This is a genomic window from Oscillibacter sp. UBA6647, assembly GCA_002455655.1.
GTDB lineage: Bacteria > Bacillota > Clostridia > Oscillospirales > Oscillospiraceae > Oscillibacter.
The window spans coordinates 1-17,824 of record DKLF01000030.1; the positions used below are offsets into that span (position 1 = coordinate 1).

At 59.6% G+C, this 17,824-nt stretch carries 17 protein-coding genes and 1 pseudogene; 10 read left to right on the forward strand and 8 right to left on the reverse strand.

Annotated features, from left to right (window positions below):
• The 4 genes and pseudogenes from B2W96_RS11810 to B2W96_RS02345 form a co-directional block, all read right to left on the reverse strand.
• Nucleotides 1-924: pseudogene (locus B2W96_RS11810) on the reverse strand (collagen-like protein); the annotation flags it as partial.
• A 257-nt stretch (nucleotides 925-1,181) separates the two neighbouring features.
• The gene (locus tag B2W96_RS02335) at nucleotides 1,182-2,006 is read right to left on the reverse strand and encodes a putative RNA methyltransferase (protein WP_293008163.1); all 825 of its coding nucleotides are present in this window, start codon (nucleotides 2,004-2,006) and stop codon (nucleotides 1,182-1,184) included.
• Complete coding sequence (locus tag B2W96_RS02340; protein WP_293008165.1) at nucleotides 2,003-3,415, reverse strand: MATE family efflux transporter; 1,413 nt, start codon at nucleotides 3,413-3,415, stop codon at nucleotides 2,003-2,005. Before B2W96_RS02340 ends, B2W96_RS02335 begins: the two co-directional genes overlap by 4 nt.
• A gap of 61 nt (nucleotides 3,416-3,476) precedes the next feature.
• On the reverse strand, nucleotides 3,477-4,610 hold the full coding sequence (locus B2W96_RS02345; RefSeq protein ID WP_293008167.1) for a cysteine desulfurase family protein: 1,134 nt from the start codon (nucleotides 4,608-4,610) through the stop codon (nucleotides 3,477-3,479).
• Between the two features lie 124 nt (nucleotides 4,611-4,734).
• Between B2W96_RS02345 and mtaB the strand changes: the two genes are divergently transcribed.
• Entirely contained in the window at nucleotides 4,735-6,030 is a 1,296-nt protein-coding gene (gene mtaB, locus B2W96_RS02350) for a tRNA (N(6)-L-threonylcarbamoyladenosine(37)-C(2))-methylthiotransferase MtaB (RefSeq protein WP_293008169.1), read from the forward strand.
• Nucleotides 6,027-6,602: a 5'-deoxynucleotidase gene (gene yfbR / locus B2W96_RS02355; RefSeq protein ID WP_293008171.1), complete on the forward strand. Its 576-nt coding sequence runs from the start codon at nucleotides 6,027-6,029 to the stop codon at nucleotides 6,600-6,602. Before mtaB ends, yfbR begins: the two co-directional genes overlap by 4 nt.
• 114 nt (nucleotides 6,603-6,716) lie before the next feature.
• Here yfbR and B2W96_RS02360 read toward each other — a convergent pair whose 3' ends face one another.
• Nucleotides 6,717-7,835, reverse strand: coding sequence for a DUF362 domain-containing protein (locus B2W96_RS02360; RefSeq protein ID WP_293008173.1), 1,119 nt, complete (start codon nucleotides 7,833-7,835; stop codon nucleotides 6,717-6,719).
• 92 nt (nucleotides 7,836-7,927) lie between these two features.
• A complete protein-coding gene (locus tag B2W96_RS02365; RefSeq protein WP_293008175.1) occupies nucleotides 7,928-8,341 on the reverse strand; it encodes a hypothetical protein in 414 nt (137 codons plus the stop codon).
• Nucleotides 8,342-8,550: 209 nt separating this feature from the next.
• Here B2W96_RS02365 and murI point away from each other — a divergent pair, with 209 nt between their 5' ends.
• The 6 genes from murI (at nucleotide 8,551) to B2W96_RS02395 (ending at nucleotide 13,004) form a co-directional block, all read left to right on the forward strand.
• The gene (murI, locus tag B2W96_RS02370) at nucleotides 8,551-9,366 is read left to right on the forward strand and encodes a glutamate racemase (protein WP_293008177.1); all 816 of its coding nucleotides are present in this window, start codon (nucleotides 8,551-8,553) and stop codon (nucleotides 9,364-9,366) included.
• Complete coding sequence (locus B2W96_RS02375) at nucleotides 9,332-9,796, forward strand: DUF1934 domain-containing protein (protein WP_293008179.1); 465 nt, start codon at nucleotides 9,332-9,334, stop codon at nucleotides 9,794-9,796. The genes murI and B2W96_RS02375 overlap by 35 nt, the downstream gene beginning before the upstream one ends.
• A 51-nt stretch (nucleotides 9,797-9,847) precedes the next feature.
• Nucleotides 9,848-11,593, forward strand: coding sequence for an arginine--tRNA ligase (gene argS / locus B2W96_RS02380; protein ID WP_293008181.1), 1,746 nt, complete (start codon nucleotides 9,848-9,850; stop codon nucleotides 11,591-11,593).
• Between the two features lie 84 nt (nucleotides 11,594-11,677).
• Nucleotides 11,678-11,962 carry a hypothetical protein gene (locus tag B2W96_RS02385; RefSeq protein ID WP_293008183.1) on the forward strand — a complete coding sequence of 95 codons (285 nt, stop codon included), beginning with the start codon at nucleotides 11,678-11,680 and terminating at the stop codon, nucleotides 11,960-11,962.
• A gap of 5 nt (nucleotides 11,963-11,967) precedes the next feature.
• Entirely contained in the window at nucleotides 11,968-12,678 is a 711-nt protein-coding gene (locus B2W96_RS02390; RefSeq protein WP_293008185.1) for an AzlC family ABC transporter permease, read from the forward strand.
• Entirely contained in the window at nucleotides 12,669-13,004 is a 336-nt protein-coding gene (locus B2W96_RS02395; RefSeq protein WP_293008187.1) for a branched-chain amino acid transporter permease, read from the forward strand. Before B2W96_RS02390 ends, B2W96_RS02395 begins: the two co-directional genes overlap by 10 nt.
• Before the next feature lie 188 nt (nucleotides 13,005-13,192).
• On the opposite strand, the gene B2W96_RS02400 is transcribed toward B2W96_RS02395, so the two are convergent.
• On the reverse strand, nucleotides 13,193-14,359 hold the full coding sequence (locus tag B2W96_RS02400) for an S-layer homology domain-containing protein (RefSeq protein WP_293008189.1): 1,167 nt from the start codon (nucleotides 14,357-14,359) through the stop codon (nucleotides 13,193-13,195).
• Between the two features lie 172 nt (nucleotides 14,360-14,531).
• Here B2W96_RS02400 and B2W96_RS02405 point away from each other — a divergent pair, with 172 nt between their 5' ends.
• The gene (locus B2W96_RS02405; RefSeq protein WP_293008191.1) at nucleotides 14,532-14,885 is read left to right on the forward strand and encodes a hypothetical protein; all 354 of its coding nucleotides are present in this window, start codon (nucleotides 14,532-14,534) and stop codon (nucleotides 14,883-14,885) included.
• Nucleotides 14,886-14,964: 79 nt separating this feature from the next.
• Here B2W96_RS02405 and typA read toward each other — a convergent pair whose 3' ends face one another.
• On the reverse strand, nucleotides 14,965-16,788 hold the full coding sequence (gene typA / locus B2W96_RS02410; protein WP_293008193.1) for a translational GTPase TypA: 1,824 nt from the start codon (nucleotides 16,786-16,788) through the stop codon (nucleotides 14,965-14,967).
• 410 nt (nucleotides 16,789-17,198) lie between these two features.
• Between typA and B2W96_RS02415 the strand changes: the two genes are divergently transcribed.
• Nucleotides 17,199-17,824: NAD(P)-dependent oxidoreductase (locus B2W96_RS02415; RefSeq protein WP_293008195.1), on the forward strand; the 626-nt coding region annotated here is incomplete at its 3' end.

Sequence of the window (17,824 nt, forward strand, 5' to 3'; positions counted from 1 at the left end):
GGTGGGGCCAATGTCGCCAGTAGGACCGGTGGGGCCGGTGGGACCCGCGGGAGTATTATCTTCAATTGTTACGATTGCAGAGCCCTGTGTTACCGTAATATCCAGCGTAGTGGATTGGAAAATTAAGTTTTCACCGAGCCCCACGGTAGCAGACCCTACGGGACCCAAGACGTTGAAGAGCACTTCTTCGGGATCAAAGGTTCCGGTGGGGCCTGTGGGGCCAGTCGCGCCGGTAGGACCTGTGGGGCCAATAAGCCCCTGTGCTCCGTCCGCGCCCGTGGCTCCGGTGGGGCCTGTGGGGCCGGTTGGGCCGGTGGCGCCTACACCAGTCGCTCCCGTGGCACCGGTAGGACCGGTCGCCCCAGTCGCCCCGGTGGGGCCGGTTGCACCCGTCGCGCCTACACCAGTCGCTCCGGTAGGACCTGTGGGACCGGTCGCCCCAGTCGCCCCGGTGGGGCCGGTTGCGCCGGTTGCACCCGTCGCGCCTACACCAGTCGCTCCGGTAGGACCTGTGGGACCGGTCGCCCCAGTTGCCCCGGTGGGGCCGGTTGCGCCGGTTGCGCCTACACCAGTCGCTCCGGTGGCACCGGTAGCACCGGTCGCCCCAGTCGCCCCGATGGGGCCTTGTGGGCCAAAGGGACCCTGAGGGCCTTGTGGACCTTGGGGCCCCTGAGGGCCGGCAGGGCCGGTAGCTCCGTTAGCTCCGGCAGGCCCCTGAGGACCTTGGGCCCCCTGAGGACCCTGTGGACCAGCGACGCCCTGGGGACCGGCGGGGCCGGTGGCTCCGGCGGGGCCCTGAGGGCCCTGTGGACCGGTAGGTCCGGTGGGGCCTTGCCGTCCGGGACAGCCGGGACAGCCGGGAGGGCCCGGAGGGCCGGGAATGCAGCAATAGGAATTGCAAGAAGAACCGGAATGAATTTTCATTCCGCAATCCTCAGAATTTGTAGAGGAATTATCGCATCCAGAGTTGGAATGCGAACAGTTTCTGAAAGCCATATTCGAAGTTCCTTTCATGATAGTAGGCTGGCGAAACCCAATACAGTGTATGCCTGCTTTCTTCCCTTTGCCATTCAGCCAACGACCACGGACAAATTTTTTTGCAGCATTCTTTTAAAACCATTAAGAAAAGCCGCCTGAAGAATGATCTTCAGGCGGCTTTTCATTCGGTTTTGCACTTTGGGCTACTCCGCCCGGAAAACATGAATGTGAAACCCAATCCGAACGGAAAGGCGCTCCACGGCTGCCAGCCGCTCCGTCCCCTCCTTTGGTGTTTTCCAGTAGTAGGGCGTCATTTGAAACAGCGCGTGAATTTCCTCCTGAGAATTCAGCTCTATCCGCCCCTCCACAGGGACGACGGTTTCATAGGCAAAGCCCTCGTAGGGCGTGCGCTTTTCCTCGTTGGGATAGGGCGCGTCATAAAGAATTTCCTTCAGCTCCCACAGGTGCATGGCCGACGGCACCACATACAAAAAACTTCCACCCGGTTGCAGCACGCGCCGAAATTCCGAAACGCACAGAGGGGAAAAGCAATTCAATAGCAGCTCCACCGATGCATCTGCCAGCGGCAGCCGGTAAGAGGACGCCACCGCGAACTCCACATCCTTTTCCCGCTTCGCCGCCAGACGCGCCGCAGCCTTGGAAATGTCCGTTCCCGCAATGCGGGGGCGCTTTCCCGCCTCGCGCAGCGCCCGATAAATTCCGGCGGTGTAGTACCCCTCTCCGCAGCCCGCGTCCAAAATCGCAGACTCCGGTCCCGTGTGGGAGATCGCGAGGGCGCACAGCGCGGCCAGCAGCGGGCGATAGTAGTCCCGGGAGAGAAAGTCCCGCCGGGCGGCGGCCATGCCGGGATCGTCGCCCGGAGCGGCGGAGTTCTTTTGATTTGCAGGAAGCAGGTGGGTATGGCCCTCTTTTGCGATGTCAAAGCTGTGGCCCCCGGGGCAGGCATAGGTCCGCTCCGTCCGCTCCAGCGCCGCGCCGCACAGAGGACAGCGAAACAGGCTGCTCATGCCTCTCCCTCGCGGATGGTCACGTCGTTAATCCACTTCCTGCTTTTAAACCGGAAAAAACCGGCGGGCATTTTACAGATATTTTCCGAATAAATGGACAGGCACACCAGCCAGATGGGCGCGTTCAGCACCAGTCCCGTCAGCGCCGTCAGCGGTACCGCCACCAGCCACAGCGGAAGCAGGTCCAGAAACGCTGCTGCCCGCGCGTCTCCGCCCGCGCGCAGCACACCGGTGATGTTGGATATGTCAAAGGATTTCATAGGCATCATCACGATATAGACCATGCACATGGTCACCGCCACCTCCACGGCCGTTTCTGTCAGGCTGAACAGCGGATAGAGAATGGGGATAAGCAGCGTGGGCAGCAGCACCGCCAGCACCACGGCAACCGCCACTCCCAGAAAAAAAGACACCAGCAAAAGGCAATGGCTCAGGTTGTAAACCTCCTCCTCTGAGGCCCGCTCCCCAATACGCTTGCCCACAATGACAGCGGTGGAGCCTGCAAGGCCAAAGCAGGCCACTGTGGCAAATTTGTCAATATTGCCCATAATGGCGTAGGCGGCCAGCATATCTGCGCTGATCACCGTATGCCCCATAATTGCAGTCACCACGGAGGTACCAAGACCCCATAGCGTCTCATTCACAATGACCGGCCCGGCATAGACCACCGCGCTTTTTGCCATGGCTCTGCCCGGGCGCAGCAACACTTGGGGCGCCAGCGGAATCCGCCGATTAAAAATGGCGTAAACAAATACAATGGCAAATTCCACCACCCGGGCGGTCAGAGTGGCAAGCGCCGCACCGGTAATTTCCAGCCGGGGCGCGCCAAACTTTCCGAAAATCAGGCAGTAGTTTAAGAACGTATTCAGCAGCATGGAAATGGCAAATACCACCATGCCAAAGCCGGGATTTTCTGTGCTCCGCTGCATTCCAACATACACGGAACTGACGGCGTTGAACACATAGGATATGCCCACAATCCGCACGTACGGCGCGCCCAGTGCAATCAGCCCGGCGTTATCGGTGACAAGGCCCATCACCCATTCCGGGAACAAAAACAGCACCAGCGCCGCAAGCCCGGAGACAGCAAGTCCCGCATACGCCGCCACGCCCATTACACGGTTGATGGAAACGGTATCTCCCTTGCCCCAATACTGGCACACCAATACCGTAAGGCCGCTCATCACCCCAAAAATGATCACCTGCACCAGAAATATCGGCGTGTTGGCGGCAGTGACGGCGGACAGCTCATCGTTGCCCAGCAGGCCCACCATGAAGGTATCCACAAAGCCAAGAGACGTGGTAATGAGATTTTGCAGAATAATCGGAAGCGACAGCTTCCACAGTCGGCCGTAAAAGCCGGGCTTTTGGCGAAGCACGGAAAACATAATTACCTCAATCGTTCTCAAAATATTTCATACAGGATATACCCCCGACTGTTTCTAAACAGCGCGGGAATCTTCAGGCGCGTCACAGCATGGGAAACCGGGCGTCGTGATGTTGGCGCAGGGCGTCCGCCGCCGCGTCAATTTCCTCTTTCGTGGTTTCGGGCCCAAAGCTCAGCCGCACCACTCCGGCGGCTTCCCGCTTTTCAAGACCCAGCGCCGCCGTCACCTGACTGGGCTTTCCCTGATGGCAGGCGGACCCGGCAGAGATGCAGATGCCCGCCTCGGACAGCTCGTTCACCACGTTCTGGCTGGGATACCCCGGCATGGAGACGGACAGCACATGGGGCGCGGTTCCCTTTGCGATGAATCTCAAATCTGGAATTTCCCCCAGCCGCTCCACGGCGTAGGCTTTGATCTCGGCCATGTGCCGCAGCTTCACATCAAAATCCTCCAGCCGCAGCTCCACCGCCTTGGCAAAACCCGCAATCTGGGCGGTGGCCTCCGTCCCGGCGCGAAAGCCGGACTCCTGCCCACCGCCAGGCAGCAAGGGGCGCGGAGCCCGGACCCGCCCGCCGATATACAGCGCGCCGATGCCCTTGGGTCCCCCGATTTTGTGGGCGGAAAGAGCAATAAAGTCCGCGCCCAGCGTTTTGGCGGAGAAGGGAATTTTCAAAAAGCCCTGCACCGCGTCGGTATGCAGCAGGGTTTTTTCATTTTTCGCTCCCAGCTCAGCGGCAATCTCCGAAACGGGGTAAACGTTCCCCGTTTCATTGTTCACCAGCATCACGCTCACCAGCGCCGTGTCTGGCCGGACAGCCTCCAGCACCTTCTCTGCCGGAATATTCCCGTCCCTGTCCGGGAGGATGCGGGTAATCTCATACCCGTCCTGCTCCAGCCAGCGGCACCGCTCCAGCACGGCGCTGTGCTCCACGGCGGTGGTGACAATGTGTTTTCCCACCCGCCGATTCTGCCACAGGGCCGCGGTGAAGGCCCAGTTGTCCGACTCGGTTCCGCAGGCGGTAAAAAACAGCCGCGCCGCCTCGCAGCCAAGGGCCTGCGCCACGGTTCCACGGCAGTCCTCCACAAGCTTTTGGGCGCGGCGGCCATAGGCGTACTGGGAGCTGGGATTGCCGTATTCCTCCGTCAGCACGCGGAACATCTCCTCCGCCACCGCCCTCGGCACCGGCGTGGTGGCGGCGTGGTCGAGATAAATCATGAAAACACTCCTTAGATTGGGGCTTGCCCCCGCGGTAAAATACACGTATAATAGCGTTGTGCCGCCCATTGCGGCTCAATCGTATTATTATAAAGAAAATCGTCTGAAATAGCAAGGAGAATCCATGAAAATCGCCATTTACACCCTGGGCTGCAAGGTGAATCAATATGAGACGCAGGCCATGGAGCAGGAGCTTTCCCGCCGTGGTCACGAAATCGTGTCCTTTTCAGGCGCAGCGGACGCCTATGTGGTGAACACCTGCTCCGTCACCGCTGTCAGCGACCAGAAGTCCCGCCAGATGCTCTCCCGCGCCCGGCGGGAGCACCCCGGGTCGGTGGTGGCCGTGTGCGGCTGCTATCCCCAGACCCGGCCCGAGGACGTGCGCAAGCTGGACGTGGACCTGATTGCGGGCACCGGGGACCGGATGGGCTTTCTGGACCTTCTGGAGCAGGAGCTGGAGGACCGCAGGCCCATGGAGGCCGTAGACCGCGTGTTTGACCGCCGGGCCTTTGAAATTCTCCCCGCTGGGGGACTGGAGGGCCGCACCCGGGCTATGCTGAAGGTGGAGGACGGCTGCGTCAACTTCTGTTCCTACTGCATTATTCCTTACGCCCGCGGCCCCGTGCGCTCCCTGCCCCCGGAGGAGGCAGCGGCGCGGGCCAAGGACCTTGCGGCGGCGGACTATCGGGAAATGGTGCTCACAGGCATCGAGATTTCCTCTTGGGGCACGGATTTAAAGACGGGACAGGGCCTGATTGATTTGATGGAGCTTCTTAGCGCCGCCGCGCCGGGTCTGCGGCTGCGGCTGGGCAGTCTGGAACCGCGCACCATCGACGAGGACTTTTGCCGCCGGGCCGCGAAGCTTCCCAACCTCTGCCCCCAATTCCACCTGTCCATGCAGTCCGGCTGCGACGAAACCCTGAAGCGGATGAATCGGAAGTATGACACTGCCCGGTATTTCCGCTCTGTGGCGCTACTGAAGGAATATTTTGACCGCCCCGCCGTCACCACCGACATGATCGTGGGCTTCCCCGGCGAGACGGAGGAGGAATTTGCCCAATCGTTGGACTTTATCCGCCGGTGCGGCTTTGCCCGGATGCACATTTTCCCCTATTCCATCCGTCCCGGAACCCCGGCGGCGGAACTTGTGCAAATTCCCGCCGCCGTGAAGGAAAACCGGGCCGCCCGGTCCGCCACCGTGGCGGACGAAATGCGCAAAGAATATCTTGAGGGCTGTGTGGGGCAGGTGTACCCCGTGCTGTTCGAGCAGGTCAAAGGGGGCCGCTTTTCCGGCCACGCGCCCAATTATACGGAGGTTTTGGTTCCGCACGGAGTGAACCTTCACAATCGGGTGCTTAACACCCGCATCATCGGCATAGAGGGATTTTCCCTGCTGGGAGAATTGGAGGAAACGCCATGAAGAGCCACTTTTTTGCGTATATCTCCCGGCTGCGGTTTATCTCCCGCTGGGCGCTGATGCGCAACACCGCCCCGGAAAACGTACAGGAGCACAGCCACCAGACGGCGGTGCTGGCCCATGCGCTGGCGCTCATCCGCAACAAGCGCTTCGGCGGGCATGTAGACCCCGGCGCTGCGGCGGTGGCGGCGCTGTATCACGACGCGTCGGAAATTCTCACCGGCGACATGCCCACCCCCATTAAGTATTACAGTCCCTCCATCCGCTCCGCCTATCAGGAGGTGGAAGCGGAAGCCAACCGAAAGCTGCTGGAAATGCTGCCGCCGGAGCTGCGGGAGAGCTATGCCCCGGTGCTGGAAATCCCCGACCCGGAGCTGCGCACGCTGGTGAAAGCGGCGGACAAGCTCTCCGCCTATATCAAGTGCGTGGAGGAGGTCAAGGCGGGAAACGGAGAGTTTGGGGACGCGGCAAGGCAGACCCGCGCCGCGCTGGAATCCTTTGGCCTTCCAGAGGTGGACTATTTTCTCGAAACCTTTATGGACAGCTTTTCCCTGACGCTGGACCAGCTAAAATAAGGCGGGCGTTTCAAAACGGACCCGGCGCGGGCTTGTCAAAGCCTTTCCGCCCGGCAAAGCTTGGCAATCTATAAAATCAGCGGGCTTCGGAATTTTCCGAAGCCCGCGCTTGTTTTAAATCTTAATCAGTTCGTATTCCCGGGTCCCAAGACCTAGCTTTTCCCCATGCTCCAAACACACCCGCCAGTCGGTGTCGGGATGGAGCGCAGCAAAATGGTCGCCGCAATTGCAGTCCCACGCCCCGTCGGACAGGGCGGAGCCCGCCATCACGGGCTGGGCATTCACCGCGTCGGCACAGGCCTGATCCAGCGCCACTGGGTCAAAGGAGGCGAACATCCCCACGTCCGGGGCAATGGGTGCGTCGTTTTCCCCGTGGCAGTCGCAGTTGGGCGAGATGTCCAGCACCAGCGACACATGGAAGCAGGGACGCCCGTCCACCACCGCCTTGGTATACTCCGCAATTTTTCTGTTCAAAATGGCGGGGGCCTCATCGTTGGCGGCAAAAATCGCGTCCTTGGGGCAAACCCCCAGGCACCTTCCGCAGCCAACGCACTTGTCCGGATCGATGGTCGCCTTGCCGTCAGTGACAGAGGGCGCGTCGTGGGCGCAGATTTTCACGCAGGCGCCGCACCCGATGCAGCGCTTCTGCTTGACATAGGGCGTGCCGGAGCTGTGCATCTCCATCTTTCCCGCCCGGGAGCCGCAGCCCATGCCGATGTTTTTCAACGTGCCGCCCATGCCGGTCTGCTCGTGGCCCTTAAAGTGGGTCAGGGAGATGAACACGTCCGCATCCATCACCGCTCTGCCGATTTTGGCCTCCTTCACGTATTCGCCGCCCACCACCGGCACCAGAACCTCGTCGGTGCCCTTCAGCCCGTCGCCGATCAGGATGTGACAGCCGGTGGAGAAGGGGGAAAACCCGTTTACATAGGCCGACTCAATGTGATCCAGCGCGTTTTTCCGCCCGCCGACATACAGTGTGTTGCAGTCCGTCAGATAAGGCCTTCCACCCTGGGCCTTCACAAGGTCCGCCACCACCTTGGCCCAGTTGGGCCGAAGATACGCCAAATTCCCCGGCTCGCCGAAATGCATTTTGATCGCCGCGTATTTCCCCTCCAAATCAATGTCGCCAAACCCGGCGGTCATCATCAGGCGCGCCAGCTTCTGGGGCAAATTCTCCCGCCAGCTTGGAGCCCGGAAATCCGCAAAATAAACCTTTGCCTTTCCTGCCATCTTCAGTTTTCCTCCCTGTTTTCTCTTCCTGTTCTCTTTTCCTGTTCTCTTTTCCTGCGCTTTCTTTGTTCTATTCCCGAAATTGCCTTTGCTTACTCGTCCAGCTCCACATTCACGTGGTCCGTCCCGTGCTCTTCAAATTCGTCCATATAAGTATCGATGCGCTCCATCAGCTCGTTGTAATTCTCTCTGGTCATGGGCTCTCCGTCCATGTCCCGCAGGGCCAGCTCCTCCGCCAGAATCTCATAGAACACCACATCCTCATAATCTGCGATGGCCTCGTGAATTCCGCCGTCGGCAAACGCGCGGGAGGGGATAATCTCCCCGTCCAGATGCTCCGCCAGCTTATGCATTCCGTGGGCGGGGCAGTGAGAGAAGATCAGGCTCTCCACCTTGTCGTATTCCGCAATGCGGTCGTCCTCACGGGCGGAGTTCATCACCCAATTCCCGATGTACACCAAATCCAGCAGATAGCGGTACTGCTGCTCTGTCAGCTCGATCTTCACGGCAAACACCTCCCTCATCCGGTTTTTTCGGCCGCAAGGCCGATCCTTTCAGCATTATACCAAATCCCATTTGGAAATTCCACATCAAAAACCGGGAAAAAAGCCTAAAATCTGTCTTGCCCGGTGTTCACATACATAGTATAATGGTCAAGTTGGGGCTATATGATAGGAATATGGCCCTTTCAGCCACAGATATGGAGGCACTTTGCATGGATAAGCGACCCATCGGCGTGTTCGACTCCGGCCTTGGCGGACTGACCGCTATCCGCTCCCTGCGGGAGATTTTGCCCGAGGAGGACCTGATTTACTTTGGAGACACCTCCCGCGTCCCTTACGGGGGCCGGTCCCGGGAGACAATTTTGAAATACGCGCGGCAGGACGTGCGGTTCCTGCGATCCTTTGACCTTAAGGCGATTTTGATTGCCTGCGGCACCGTATCCACCACCTCTTTGCCCGCGCTGCAGGCGGAAAACGATTTGCCCATGGTGGGCGTGGTGGAGCCCACCTGCCGCCGGGCCGCCGCGGTGACAAAAAACAAGCGGGTTGGCATGATCGCCACGCAGGCCAGCGTCCGGGCGGGGGCTTATGCAAAGGCCCTTGCGGAGCTGGACCCGGAGATTGAGGTGTTTTCCAAGGCATGTCCCCTGTTTGTGCCGCTGGTTGAAAACGGACGCTTCCGCAAGGGGGACGCGGTGATTGAAACCGTGGCACGGGAGTATCTTGCGTCCATGCGGGAGACGGGCGTGGACACCTTGATCTTGGGCTGCACCCACTATCCCCTGCTGGAGGAAATTATCGGCGGAGTGATGGGGCCGGAGGTAGCGCTGGTGTCCGCCGGGGAGGAGTCCGCCTTTGAACTGAAGCGGCTTTTAAAAGCCGGAGAGCTGCGAAACAGCGAGAAACGTCAGGGCGACGCCACATATTATGTCAGCGACCGGGTGGAGAGCTTCGAGGAAACCGCCTCCTGGTTCCTGCGGGAGGATTTGCGCCATGGAGCCAATCAAATTGATATCGATCGATACTGAAAGCCCGCCCCTGCCGGTGATTATCTCTGTGCGGGGAGAGCAGTATTTTGACGGCTGCGACCCCGACGGCACGGAGCTGACCACTGAGGGGACGCTGCGCCCGCTCCCGGACGGGCTGCTGCTGCGCTATGAGGAAAGCGCCCTCACCGGGATGGAGGGCACCGTTACCACCTTTGAGCTGCGGGGAGAAAAAGTGATTTTGACCCGGGCGGGCAAGGTGAACTCCCAGATGATTTTCGAGGAGGGGCGGCAGCACACATCGCTGTATGAAACGCCCATGGGAGAACTGAGTGTGGACATTTTAACCAGCTTCCTGCGCCACAGCCTGACAGAGCGGGGCGGCCTTCTTGAAATCCGATATTCCATCGCGGTGGACCACACCGCCACGGGAAAAAATGCGTTTAAAATCCGCGTGCGGCCCAAAAGCTGACGGAAGGGACGCGCCTTCCGTCACCACACCAATGAAAACGAGGGATAAACCATGCTGCATATGATTCAAAAAGCAAAGGACCAGGCGGCGGAGCTGACCAGAAGCGCCTATCGCGCCGCCGTTTCCGACGGGACCCTTCCGGAGGCGGAGATTGCATCCGTCCCTGTGGAAATTCCCAAGGACACGAAAAACGGCGACTTTACCACCACCTTCGCGCTGGCTGCGTCCAAGGCCCTGCGCCAGCCGCCCAGGGCCATTGCACAGGCGCTGCTGGAGCGTCTGGCGCTGGAGGGCAGCTATTTTGACTCCGCCGAAATCGCCGGCCCCGGCTTTTTAAACTTCCATCTGGGGCAGGCGTGGTTTGGCGACGTGCTTTCCGCCGTGGAGAGCGAAGGGGAGAACTACGGCCAGAACGATGAACTGTCGGGCCGGAAAATCATGGTGGAATTCGTCTCCGCCAACCCCACCGGCCCTATGCACATGGGCAACGCCCGGGGCGGCGTGCTGGGCGACACGCTTGCCTCCGTCCTCTCCTTCTGCGGGGCGGAGGTGTCCCGTGAATTTTACGTCAACGACGCGGGCCATCAGATTGAAAAATTTGCCCAGTCCATCGAGGCCCGCTACCTCCAGCTTATCCGGGGCGAGGACGCGGTTCCTTTCCCGGAGGACGGGTATCAGGGCGAGGACATCCGGGACTTGGCGCAGGCCTACCGCGCCGAGCACGGAGACGCGCTGGCCGACGCGGAGGAAGCGGCCCGGCGGGACACGCTTGCCCAATTTGGCCTAAGCGTGAACCTGCCCAAGATGAAGTCGGATTTGGCCCGGTACAAAATCCGGTACGACACCTGGTTCTACGAGTCCTCCCTCCACGAGTCCGGGTATGTTGCCGAGACGGCGGACAAGCTGCGTGAGGCGGGCTTCACCTATGAAAAGGACGGGGCCCTGTGGCTGAAAACCGCGGAAATTATGGCCGCAAACCTTCGCCGTGAGGGGAAAAAGGAAGCGGACATTGAGAAGCTGGAGCTGAAGGACGACGTGCTCCGCCGGGCCAACGGGTTTTACACCTATTTTGCCGCCGACATCGCTTATCACCGCAACAAGCTGGCTGTCCGGGGTTTTGATAAGGTCATCAACGTCTGGGGCGCGGACCATCACGGCCACGTCGCTCGTCTCAAGGGCGCGCTGGACGCGCTGGGACTGGACGGCGCAAACCGGCTGGACATTGTGCTGATGCAGCTTGTGAAGCTCCTGCGGGACGGCGAGGCCGTGCGCATGAGCAAGCGCACGGGCAAGGCCATTTCCCTGTGCGATCTGCTGGACGAGGTCCCCGTGGACGCGGCAAGGTGGTTCTTCAACGCCAAGCCGGACACCCAGATGGAGTTTGATCTGGGGCTTGCCGTCCGGGAGGACAGCGAAAACCCCCTTTACTACGTGGAATACGCCCACGCCCGCATTTGCTCGCTGCTGCGGGCCATGGAGGGCGAGGGACTGCGCGTCCCCGCCGCTGGGGACGTGGACATGGCGCAGGTAAGCGGCGAGGCGGAGCAGGCCCTGATCAAGCAGTTGGCCCAGTTCTGTGAAATCGTCCGTCTTTCCGCCAGAGACTATGACCCCTCCTTCATTAACCGATATTTACAGGAGCTGGCGGCCTGCTTCCACAGGTTCTACACGGCATGCCGCATCAAGGGCGAAGCCCCGGAGCTGGCGCAGGCACGGCTGAAGCTGGCGGACTCCGCCCGCGCGGTTCTGCGCAGCGGACTAAAGCTCCTCGGCGTGGACGCGCCGGAGAAAATGTAACGCGAACGATCCGTTCCATCAGAGACAGCGAAGCCCGCGCCGGTCAGGCGCGGGCCTCATTTCAAGAGAAAGAGGGAAGCTCTCATGAGTATTTTTGAGGCGCTGATGCTGATTTGCTTTGGCCTTTCGTGGCCGGTGAACATCCGCAAATCCTGGGTGACCCGCTCCGCCGTGGGCAAGAGCTTATTTTTTCTCATTATCATTGAGTTTGGCTACATCTGCGGAATGCTGAACAAGGTTTTGGTACGGTTTGACTGGGTGTTTTTCCTATACGTGCTGAATTTTCTGATGGTGGGGACCGACGCGCTCATTTACTTTCGCAACAAAAAATTGGATCGCCTGCGGGCGGAGCAGGAACAGGAGACCTGAATTTCATGAACGCACCCCAGAACAAGACAGAGCGCCGCCTTGGCCCCGCCCTGCGCACCGCCTTTCCCCACACCATCCCGGTCTTGACCGGCTTTCTCTTCCTTGGCATTGCCTACGGCGTTCTGATGAACGCCAAGGGCTACGGTCCCCTCTGGTCCGCTCTGATGAGTGCGGTGGCTTTTTGCGGAAGCATGCAGTTCGTGGCAATTACCCTGCTGACCACGGTGTTCGACCCCGTTCAGGCAGTGCTGTTGTCCTTCATGGTAAATGCCCGGCATCTTTTTTACGGCATTGTCATGCTGGAAAAATATCGGGGGCTGGGCAAGACCCGCATTCCGCTCATCTACGTTTTATGCGACGAGACGTTTTCCCTTGTTTCCACGGTGGAACCGCCGGAGGGCGTGGATAAAAAGAGCTTTTACCTCTCCATCTCCCTGCTGGACTATTTATACTGGGTGGGGGGTACGGCTCTGGGTGGCCTGTTAGGGGACTTCATTCCCTTTGACACCGCAGGGCTGGACTTTGCCCTGACGGCGCTGTTTGTGGTGCTGTTTATGGAGCAATGTAAAAAGAGGGAAAACCGGGCCGCAGGGCTGATCGGTATCGGCGCAACAGCGGCGTGCCTGCTGGCGTTCGGGCCGGACAATCTGGTGATTCCCGCCATGCTTGCAATCGTTGCAATTTTGCTGATGGGGAGGAAAAAGCTGTGTACCTGAGCGTGCCGCAAACGCTGACACTCATTCTGGCCGTGGCTGTGGGGGCGCAGCTTACCCGGTGGCTTCCCTTTTTGCTGCTGCCGAAGGGAAAAGAAGTCCCCAAGACAGTAGAGTATCTCGGAAAGCTTCTTCCCGCCGCCGCCATGGGCCTGTTGGTGGTATACTGCCTGCGAAACGTCTCCCTCTTTGCCCCGTCCCATGGGATTCCGGAGGCGGCGGCGATTCTTACGGTGGGCCTGCTCCATTGGTGGAAGGGAAACGTCCTGCTGTCCATTGCCGGGGGAACCGCCCTTTATATGGTCCTGATTCAAACGGTGTTTGCCTGAGCGGACACGGGTGGCCCGTATCGGTTTACCTGTCCGCACCGGCTTTTGGGGACAGCCTTTTCACTCCCCGGCGTCCTCTTTTTTCCGCGATCTGAGATGATTGAAGCAAGTCCGCCGCGCTGCCCCTTGGGCCGCGCGGCGGACGTTTCTATTGGACATAAAATTGCGGGTGTTTTCACCTTGACGTGTCAGCCGCTGCTGCGGGCATTGGCCTGATAGGTAAGATACCGCTCCAGCATGGCCGAGGCAGCCGCGCGGGTGACGGAGGCATTGGGAGCCAGCGTTCCGTCGGACCGGCCGGAGAGGATGTTGTTTGTGACGCACCATGCAACGCCTTCATAGGCGTACTCTGAAATGCTGTCCCGGTCCGGGTAATCCAACTGGAACATCCACGCGCCCTGGAAGCCGCCGCCACGGTGCTGCTCCCAACGGTAGAGAAACGCTGCAAGCTGCTGGCGGGACACCACTTCGTTGGGGCGGAAGGTATTGTCGGAGTATCCGTTCACCAGCTTGTTGCCCACGGCCCAGGTCAGCGCGTTCAAATAGTCCCCACCGTCCTGCACATCCTCAAACCCGGGAATGGACTGAATCACCACGGGGCTGCCCGCCAGTTGGTAAAGTGCTTTTACCAGCTCTGCCCGAGTCAGCGCGTCGCCGGGGCGGAACGCCAGCGTGGAGTCGCACCGTAGAAGGCCACGGGAGGTAACAGAAAGAATGCTATCATAAGCCCAGTAACCTTTCTCCACGTCGGTAAAGGGCAGGCCGTCGTAAGCAAACAGCACCGCCCGGGTCACTTCCGCGCCGCTGCTCCAAGCCAAAAACCATGTCCCGGGAATCAGGTCCCGGTAGGTAACAATATTTTTAGTCAGATAGGGCGAGGTCTTCGCATCGAAGGGCACGGTCATCTGCTTCCCCTCTCGTGTGGTAAGGGCTATTCCGCTCTCGTTTACCGTGTCCACCGCCGCCACCTGCTGATAGGTGGGGGCCTTAGCGTCTTCCGGTAAATTACGCAGAATGATTACGGCCCGGGCCTGCGGCGGCTCACTCAAAGCCATAATGGGGTCCACATACACCCGCACGCTCTCCCCGTCCTTCAATCCGGTCATGTTTGTGGCCACACCGTCGGTGGCATCCACAATGTAGGTCGTCTCGCCATAGCCCACGATTACCTGACTGCCGTCTTCTTTGGTCAGCAGCAGGGTCTTCTCGCCTGTTTGCTTCACCGTGCCGTCCAGCAGCACAGGCCCCAGAGGGGCTGAAGCCACCGGCTCCGCCTCCGCTCCGGCGGCGGGAACCGCCAGCAAAGCGGCACACAGCACAAGCCCCAGCAGCGCACCCATTCTCTTTTTCTTCACAGCATATTCCTCCTTTGAAAATTCTCGCGGCTCTCGCCGCATCGGTCATTGTCTCTTGAGACGCTTGAACAGGCAAAAAAGTTTCCGAACATTGACATCATCGGGTAAATCCGTTAAAATATCTTCAAATCCGCAAGCCCCCGCCGGGATATCCGGAAAGGAGTGCAGCTTCATGGCAAAAATCACCGTGCTCGTGAAATTCCCGGGTCAGCCGCTTTGCTATATGCAGGTTCCCACCGACCGGATTGAGAAAATTTACAGCAGCATTGCCGGGCTGCAATCCACCGAGGTCAACACGTTTTCCTTATATCGCGGCTTTTATTACATCCTGCTGGATGGAAACCGCGAGAAAAAGAAGCTCCCTCCCAACATGACCGCCTATCTGGTAAACCCCCAGGGGGATACAAGCGTGTTGGATATCAGGGGGGTGTTTGTCATCTGCAAGCTTCCCACCGGGCTGACAGGACCTATGACCGACATGACCCCGCAGGACGCGGAGCAGGTGGTCAAACTCCTGCGGAACTGAATATGCGAAAAAGGCCGCGAAGGAACTTCCTCCGCAGGCCTTTTTTATTTGTCCGGATTGGAGAATGCTCCCCCGAATTTTATTTCTTTCCGTGGAGGGACTTCATGCGCCGCTCGTGATCCAGAATCCGCTTGCGCATCCGCAGGCTCTTGGGCGTAACCTCCAAAAGCTCGTCGTCCGCCAAAAATTCAAGGCACTGCTCCAAGCTCATCTGCCGGGGCGGCACCAGACGCAGCGCCTCGTCCGAGCCGGAGGACCGGGTGTTGGTGAGCTGCTTTTTCTTGCAGATGTTCACCGTCATGTCCTCGTTGCGGGGATTCACGCCGATGATCATTCCGCCGTACACCGGCACGCCCGCTCCGATGAACAGCGATCCCCGCTCCTGCGCGTTGTACAGGCCGTAGGTGATGGACTCGCCGGTTTCAAAGGAAATCATAGAGCCGCTGGCCCGGCGCTGGATATCGCCCTTATAGGGAGCGTAGGTTTCAAAGACGGAGGCCATGATGCCCTCGCCCTTGGTGTCGGTCAAAAAGTCGTTCCGATAGCCGAACAGGCCCCGGGCGGGAATCAAAAATTCAATCCGCATACGGTTGCCCACCGGAGTCATCTCCAGCATGTCCGCCTTGCGCTGGCCCAGCTTTTCAATCACGGAACCCACGCTGTCGCTGGGCACGTCCACCACCAGCCGCTCGATGGGCTCGCACTCTTTTCCGTCGATCTCCTTGTACAGCACGCGGGGGGGAGACACCTGAAATTCATAGCCTTCCCGGCGCATGGTTTCAATCAGAATGCTCAGGGACATTTCGCCCCGGCCCGCCACGTTGAAGGCCTCGGAGGTATCCGTGTCGGAAACCCGGAGGGACACGTCCTTCAGCGTCTCCTTATACAGCCGCTCCCGAATCTGGCGGGAGGTGACGAATTTCCCCTCCCGGCCCGCGTAGGGCGAGTCGTTCACGGAGAAGGTCATCTCCATGGTGGGGGCGGAGATGGCCACAAAGGGCAGCGGCTCCACGGTGGCAGGCTCGCAGATGGTGTCGCCGATGGTCACGTCGGGAATGCCGCTCATGGCAATGATGTTGCCGGCGGTGGACTCGGCAACGGCGTTCCGGGCAAGCCCCTCAAACTCGTAGATGGCGGTGGCCTTCGCCTTGCGGGGCGTGGCTTCCGGCGCGTGATAGTTGCAGACCGCAATCTCCTGATTCTGCTTCAAAACGCCCCGCTCGATGCGGCCGATGGCAATGCGGCCCACAAACTCGTTATAGTCGATGGAGGACACCAGCATCTGGAAGGGCTGCTGGGTGTCCGCCTGCGGCGCGGGAATGTATTGCAGAATCGTCTCGAACAGGGGGTCCAGATCGGTCCCCAGATTCTCCGGCGTGTAAGAGCAGATGCCCTGACGCGCGGAGCAGAACAGCATGGGGCTGTCAAGCTGCTCGGCGGTTGCGTCCAAATCCATCAGAAGCTCCAGCACCTCGTCCACCACCTCGTGGATACGCTGGTCCGGGCGGTCGATCTTGTTCACCACCACGATGACCCGATGGCCCAGCTCCAGCGCGCGGCTGAGAACGAAGCGGGTCTGGGGCATGGGACCCTCGGCGGCGTCCACCAGCAAAATGACGCCGTTGACCATTTTCAAAATGCGCTCCACTTCGCCGCCGAAGTCCGCGTGGCCCGGGGTGTCCACCACGTTGATCTTCGTGTCCTTAAAGCGCACGGCGGTGTTCTTCGCCAGAATCGTGATGCCCCGCTCCCGCTCCAGATCGCCGGAGTCCATGACGCGCTCCACCGTTTCCTGATTTTCGCGGTACACGCCGCCCTGCTTGAGCATTTGGTCCACCAGCGTGGTTTTGCCGTGGTCAACGTGGGCGATGATGGCGACGTTTCTCAGTTGTTCATTCTGCATATTTTGTTCTTCTCCTTATTGTATGGCGAGGGTTCCGGGCCGCCCCGCGTCACGCGCCCACCTGTCGGGCACGCAAGTATTGCAAGTTTTTTGCACAGCCTTATTTGCACAGCCTTATATTATATGCTGAATTTCTGTTTTTTGCAAGGAAAACATTCTGAAAACCCGTAAAATCTCCAGGACGCCCTAACTTTTTACCGACAGAGCACAGTCTCTGCTTGGCGGCGTAAGAGGTAATACCATTCTAACAAAAACTTTTCTCAAAAGCGGTTTAATTTCGCTCTTTCGCTGATTGACGGGGTCTTTCGCCCCGTCCTATACTAAATGTGCTGTGACGGAAGCGGTGCCAGCACCGCACGTTCCGCCGCAAGTACTGCGGCCCACTGGGGCTGCCCCGGAGGCACATTGCCATGTATCATATCAAAACCTTCAACAAAATTTCTCCCGCCGGACTGAGCCGCCTGCGCTCGGAGCACTATACCGTCTCCGACGCCGAGGAGGCCCCGGAAGGCATTCTGGTTCGCTCCGCCAAGCTGCTGGATATGGACTTCCCCAAAAACCTGCTGGCCATCGCCCGGGCAGGGGTGGGGGTAAACAACATCCCCATCGACCGCTGCTCGGAAAACGGCGTGGCTGTGTTTTCCACCCCGGGAGCCAACGCCAACGCTGTAAAAGAACTGGTGCTGTGCGCCATGCTGATGACCTCCCGGGACGTGGCGGGTTCCTGCAATTGGGTTCGGAGTCAGGCCGCCGCAGGCGTGGTCGTCACCGGCGTGGTGGAAAAGGGAAAGTCGGCCTTTGCCGGCCCGGAGCTCTATAAAAAAGCCGTCGGCGTGATCGGTCTGGGCGCCATCGGGGCTTTGGTATCCAACGCCTGTCTGTCCATGGGCATGGATGTGTATGGCTACGACCCCTACCTCAGTGTGGACGCCGCCCTGCGGCTGGATCGCCACATTCACGTGGTAAAGGACGTCACCGAGCTATATCGCAGGGCGGATTATATCACTCTCCACATCCACTTTACCAAGGAAACCTA